1 protein-coding gene is annotated in these 6938 nt (G+C 71.8%); it reads right to left on the bottom strand.

The window, feature by feature from the left end:
* A partial coding sequence (locus ACFWPJ_RS20500) for an amino acid adenylation domain-containing protein (protein ID WP_378853591.1) occupies window positions 1–6938 on the bottom strand: 6938 nt, incomplete at both ends.

The raw sequence follows: 6938 nt of genomic DNA, 5'->3' as shown, positions 1-6938 counted from the left end.
GGCCTCACCGGCGATCAGCAGGGCACGCAGCGAGGACAGAGCTCCGCCCGCGACGGCGGCGGCATCGATGCTGCCTGCGAAAACAGTCAGCATCGACGGCACGAACGAGGTCATCGTGACGCGCTGCGCCGCAATGACATCCGCGAGATACTGCGGGTCGCGGTGACCGTCGGGGCTGGCCACGACGATCCGGCCGCCGGTGCTCAGCGGGCCGAACAGCTCCCACACCGACACGTCGAAGGTGGCCGGGGTCTTGAACAGCACCACATCGTCGGCGCCGATGCCGTATTCACCGGTGATCCAGCGAATCTGGTTGACGACGGCGGCGTGCGGCACGGCGACGCCCTTGGGGCGGCCGGTCGAACCCGAGGTGAAGATGACGTAGGCCGGGTGCCGCGGGCGCAGCGGCGCGATCCGCTCGGCATCGGTGACCGGCGCGTCGGAGTAGGCCGCCAGCTCGAGGGTGTCGATGGCCAGCGTCGGCAGCTCGCCAGCGTCGAAACCGTCACGGCCCGTGGTGAGGACGACCACCGGGGCGGCGGTGTCGAGCACGTAGGAGATGCGGTCGGCGGGCTGGTCCAGGTCGAGCGGCACGTAGCCACCGCCCGCTTCCTGCACCGCGTAGGCGGCGACGACCAGGTCGATGCTGCGGCGCAGGCCGAGCGCGACCAGGGTCTCCGGGCCGACGCCCGCCTCGATCAGGCGATGCGCCAATCGGTGCACGCGCGAGGCGAATTCGGCGTAGGTCAGGGTCGAGCCGGTGGCCGGGTCGACGATCGCGACCGCGTCCGGGGTGGCCGCGGCCTGCCGGTTGAACTCATCGACCAGGGTGCCCGCATCGGGCAGCGCGCGTGCGGTGTCGTTCCAGCCGTGCACGGCCAGCGCGGTTTCGGTCGCGTCGAGCAACTCGATGTCGCCCACGGCGCGGTTCGGCGCCGCCGCGATCTCGGCGAGCAGACGCGCGTACCGGGCGCCGAAGCGGTCCATCGTGGCCGCGTCGAACAGGTCGGTGGCGTAGATCAGCTCGGCGACGATGCCCGACGGGGACTCCGCAGGCTTCTCGGTGAGCACCACGTTCAGGTCGAACTTGGCGACATCGATCGGCAGCTCGACGCCGCTGACCGTCAGGCCGGGCAGTTCCAGGTTGGACTGGCCGGTGTTCTGGAAGGCCAGCATGACCTGGAACAGCGGGTGGCGTGCCTGCGAGCGGGCCGGGTTGATGATCTCGACCAGGCGCTCGAACGGCAGGTCGGCGTGGCCGAAGGCGGCGATGTCGGCCGCGCGGACCTCGCCGAGCAGGTCGGTGAAGCTCGCGTCGCCGTCGACCTCGGTGCGCAGCACCAGGGTGTTGACGAACATGCCGATCAGGTCGTCGAGGGCACGCTCGCCACGGCCCGCGATCGGGGTGCCGATGGCGATGTCGTGCTCACCGGACAGGCGCGAGAGCAGCAGCGCCAGCGCCGCGTGGGCGACCATGAACAGCGTCGCGCCCCGGCTACGGGCCAGATCGGCCAGCGCCGCATGGGTTTCGGCGTCGATCTCGAAGGTGTGGGTGGCGCCACGTCCGCTGGCGACCGCGGGGCGCGGCCGGTCGGCGGGCAGGTCGAGCTGCTCGGGCAGGCCGCGCAACTGCTGTCCCCAGAACGAGATCTGCTGGGAGATCACGGACTTGGCGTCGTCCTCGTCGCCGAGCACGGCGCGCTGCCACAGGGCGAAGTCGGCGTACTGGACCTCGAGCGGACGCCAGGCCGGTTCCGCGCCTTCGACGCGGGCGCTGTAGGCGGTCATCACGTCGCGGGTCAGCGGGCCCATGGAGAAGCCGTCGGCCGAGATGTGGTGCACGACAAGGGCGAGCACGTGCTCGGTCGGGCTCACCTCGAACAGGGCGGCCCGGAACGGCACCTCGGCGGTGACGTCGAACGCGGTGAGCACCAGCTCCGAGAGGCGCTGCGGCAGTTCGGCACCCGTGGTCTCGATCGGCGCGAGGTCGGGGATGACCTTGCCGGTCGGCACGATCACCTGGTGGGCCGCGCCCGCGACCTCCGGGTAGTAGGTGCGCAGCGACTCGTGGCGGGCGAGCACGTCGGCCACGGCCACCTGCAGCGCCTGCCGGTCGAGCAGGCCCGACAGCCGCACGGCGGCCGGGATGTTGTCGACCGCGGACTCGGGGTCGAAGCGGTTGAGGAACCACATGCGCTGCTGAGCCAGCGACAGCGGCACCCGCTCGGGGCGCTGCTGCGGGACCAGCGCGGCGCGGCGGTCGGCGCCGGAGTGCGTCTCGGCGCGCGCGGCCAGCCCGGCGACGGTGGAGGCCTCGAACAGCTCGCGCACGCCGATGTCGGTCTCCAGCGAGGCCGACAGGCGGGCGGCGACCTGGGTCGCGGTCAGCGAGTTGCCGCCGAGGGCGAAGAAGTCGTCGTCGAGGCCGACGCGCTCCAGGCCGAGCACGTCGGCGAAGGTGGCGGCGACGATCTCCTCGACCGGGGTGGTCGGGGCGCGGAACACCGCGGCCTCGAACACCGGCGCGGGCAGCGCCTTGCGGTCGAGCTTGCCGGAGGCGTTGAGCGGGAACTCGTCGAGGACGATGAGCACCGCGGGCACCATGTAGGCGGGCAGGTTGTTGCCCAGTTCCTCGCGGGCGTCCTCGATGTCGACGGTGCGGCCCGGCGCGGCGATGACATAGGCCACCAGCTGGTCGCCGGTGTGCTGGTCGCCGCGGACAACGACCACCGACTGGGCGACCTCGTCGAGCCCGGTCAGCGCCGACTCGATCTCGCCCAGCTCGATGCGCAGACCGCGCAGCTTCACCTGGAAGTCGGTGCGGCCCAGGTATTCCAGCTCGCCGTGCTCGGTCCAGGCGACGAGGTCGCCGGTGCGGTACATGCGGGCGCCGTCGTCCTCGAAGGGGTTGGCGACGAAGCGGTCGGCGGTCAGGTCCGGCCGCGCGACGTAGCCGCGCGCCAGCTGGGTGCCCGCCAGGTACAGCTCACCCGCGACACCGACCGGGACCGGCCGCAGGCGCGCGTCCAGCACGTAGACCTCGGTGTTGAACACCGGGGCGCCGATCGGGACGGTGTCGGTGTCGGTGTCGACGACCTCGTGGAAGGTGACGTCGACCGCGGCCTCGGTGGGGCCGTACAGGTTGTGCAGGGCGGCGCCGGTGAGCTCGCGCAGACGGTGCGCGGGCTTGGGCGGCAGCGCCTCACCGGAGGCGAAGACCATCCGCAGCGACTCGCAGCGGGCGGCCGCGGCGTCGGCGACGAAGACCGCGAGCATCGACGGCACGAAGTGGGTGACGGTGACGCCTTCGAGGCGGATGATCTCGGCCAGGTAGGCCGGATCGCGGTGACCGTCGGGCTTGGCGACGACCAGGCTCGCACCGATCTGCAAGGGCCAGAAGAACTCCCACACCGACACGTCGAACGTGGCGGGCGTCTTCTGCAACACCACATCGGCGTCGGTCAGGCCATACTGCGTCTGCATCCACACCAGACGGTTGACGATCGCGCCATGGCTGACCGCCACACCCTTCGGACGACCCGTCGAACCCGACGTGAAGATCACGTACGCGGTGTTCGACGGACGCAGCGGGGCGATCCGCTCGGCATCGGTGACGCGGGCATCGGCGTAACCGACCAGGTCGAGCAGGTCGATGCGGACCTGCGCGGTGTCGATCTCCAGATCGGTGCCCGAGGTGAGCACACACACCGGATCCGCCGTCGCCAGAATGTATTCCGTGCGCTCGGCCGGGTGATCGGGGTCAAGCGGCACGTAGGCGCCACCGGCCACGCTCACCGCGTACATGCCGACGACCAGGTCGATCGAGCGGCGCATGCCCAGTGCCACATAGGTTTCCGGGCCGACGCCACGGTCGATGAGCCAGCGCGACAGGCGGTAGACCCGCTGGGCGAACTCGGCGTAGGACAGACTCGTCCCCTCGAAGGAGAGGGCGGTGGCCTGCGGGGTGCGCGCCAGCTGCGCCTCGAACATCGAGACGAGCGTGGCCTGCTGGTCGACCTCGTGCGCGGTGGCGTTCCAGTCGCGCACGACCAGCTCGCGTTCGGCTGCGTCGAGCAGCTCGATATCGCCAACGGCCACACCGGGTTCGGTGGTGATCGCGGTGAGCACCCGGATCAGGCGCTCGGCGATGCGGCGCACGGTGGCGGCGTCGAACAGGTCGCTCAGGTAGCCGGCGCGGATGCGCAGCTGGGTGTCGAGCTGCGCGATCAGCGACAGCGGGTAGTGGGTGGCGTCGGCGGCGTCCAGGCCGGTGACGGCCATGCCGTCGATGTCGGCGGCCTGGGCCTTGATGCCCTCGGCGTCGACCGGGTAGGACTCGAAGACCACCAGCGAGTCGAACAGGCCACCGATGCCCGCGGCCGACTGGATCTCGGCCAGGCCCACGTAGTGGTGGTCGAGCAGGTCGGCCTGCTCGCCCTGGGTGCGGGTCAGCACCTCGCGCACCGATTCGGCGGCGTCGAAGCGCACGCGGACCGGGACGGTGTTGATGAACAGGCCGACCATGGATTCCACGCCGGACAGCTGCGCCGGGCGACCCGAGACGGTGGTGCCGAACAGCACGTCGTCGCGGCCGGTCATCCGGCCGAGCACGATCGACCAGGCGACCTGCAGCACGGTGTTCGGGGTGACGCCGAGGTCGGCGGCGAGCGCGACCAGGCGGGCCGTGGTCGGCTCGTCCAGGTCGAACAGGTACTCGTCCGACAGGGCCGCGATCTCGCGGCTGGCGTCGGGGCGGGCCAGCAGGGTCGGCTCGGTGACGCCGCGCAGCGCGTCGGACCACGCCGCGACCGACACCGAGTGATCCTGCTGGGCAACCCATTCCAGGAAGTGGCGGTAGGAACGGACGGCGGGCAGCGCGCTCGTGTCACCGTGCAGGGCGTAGAGCGCGAGCAGGTCGCGCATGACCAGCGGCGTCGACCAGCCGTCGAGCAGGATGTGGTGGTTGGACACCACGAAGCGCCACTCGTTCTCGGCGATCTGGATCAGGGTGAACCGGATCAGCGGCGGCGCGGCCAGGTCGAAGCGGGCGTTGCGGTCGGCCTCGACGAGGTCGGCGAACTCGCCCGTCTCGGTGCGGTCGTGTTCGGTCCAGGCCACCTGGGCGTGATCGAGGACGATCTGCACGGCATTGCCGTCGTGGTCGGTGACGAACGCGGTGCGCAGGGTCTCATGCCGGTCGAGCAGGGCCTGGGCGGCGGCGCGCAGACGGGTGGCGTCGACGCGACCGGTGAGCGTCAGGACCGCCTGCGCGGTGTAGACGTCGACCGAGCTGGCGGCCAGGCGGGCGTGGAAGAACAGACCGGCCTGCAGCGCGGCCAGCGGCCACACCTGGGTCAGCTCGGGGTAGCGCTTCTCCCAGACGTCGATATCGCCCTGGGTGGAGCGCACCAGCGCGAAGTCGGACGGCGTATGACCGCCCGCGTCGGCCGAGTTGGCGTGCCGGGCAACGGCTTCCAGCGCGGTGACCCATAGGTCGGCGAACTCTCGCACCTCGGTGGCGCCGAGCAGGGTGCTCGGGTAGCCGATATTGGCACTGAGCTTGTCGCCGACGACGATCGCGTTGACGTCCAGCGGCGCCATCGCCGGCATGTCGGCGTCGTAGGCGCCGCCGAGGGCGGCCAGCTCGGGCGCGGGGATCCAGCCGAAGCCGCGCAGCGCGTCGGGTACATCGCTGTCGGCGACGCGGCCCAGGTAGTTGAAGCTGATCTGGCCGGGCAGCTGGGTGGGCAGTTCCGCCGCGGTGTCGGCGTTCATGTACCGCAGCAGGCCGTAGCCGATGCCCTTGTCGGGCACGGCGAGCAGCTGTTCCTTGACCGCCTTGACGGCCTTGCCGAGGGCGGGGCCGCCGGCGAGCGCGGCATCGATGTCGATGCCTGCCAGGTCGAGACGGACCGGGAAGATGGCGGTGAACCAGCCGACGGTGCGGGACAGGTCGGCGCCGGGCGCGACCTCTTCCTCACGGCCGTGGCCCTCGAGGCGGACCAGCAGCGCATCGCTGTCGGACCGGGCGGAGTCGGTGCGCAGGCCGTCGCGGTGCGCGGAGCCGTTGACCGGGGTGCCCGCGCCGGTGGCGGGGACGCGAGTGGAGCGCCACTTCGCCGCGGCCAGGGCGAGCGCGGTCAGCAGACCGTCGTTGACGCCGCCGTGGAACAGGGCGGGCACGGTGGTCAGCAGGGCCTTGGTGACCTCGGTGGACACCTCCACCGGCAGCTTCTCGATGACACCGGAGACGTCGACCGCCGGGTCCATCGGCCGCTCGGTGAGCAGCGGATCCGGGGTGGCGACGACCTCGCGCCAGAAGTCGAGCTCGGCGGCGCGTTCGGGGGTGCGCGCCTCGTCGGCGAGCGCGTGCGCCCAGGCCCGCATCGAGGTGGCGGGGGCGACCAGCTCGGGCCGCTGACCGGCGGACAGCTGGCCCCAGGCCGCGACGAAATCGGGCACCAGGATGCGCCAGGAGACACCGTCGACCACGAGGTGGTGGGCGACGACGATCAGGCGTCCGGCGCGGGTGGCCTTCGCCGGGGCCGCGGCTTCGGTGCCGGGCAGTGCGCCGACGGGCGAACCCGCGGCTGCGCCGGTCGCGGGCAGCGAGATCGCGGGCGCGGCGGCGACGTCGTCGGTCGCGGGCAGCGAAACCACGGGCGCGCTCACGGTCGGCTCCAGCCACACGAACCGGACGACGACGCCCGCGGCCGGATCGAGCCGGTCGAGGCTGGCATCCAGTGCGGCGGAGGCGATCTCGACGAGCTCCTCGTCGGTGGCGGTCGCGTCGAAGGTGCTGTGGTCGATCAGCGCGTCGGCGTCGACCGCACCGGCGGGTGCGGTGTCGACGTTCCAGCGGCCGTCGACCTGGTGCAGGCGCGAGCGCAGCATGGCGTGGCGGTCGATGACCCCGCCCACGGTGGCGGCGATACCGG

The sequence above is a fragment of the Nocardia sp. NPDC058497 genome, from assembly GCF_042720195.1.
In the GTDB taxonomy this organism is placed as follows: Bacteria; Actinomycetota; Actinomycetes; order Mycobacteriales; family Mycobacteriaceae; genus Nocardia.
Note: the sequence above shows the minus strand (reverse complement) of the source record. Positions and strands in the feature narration are given on the sequence as shown.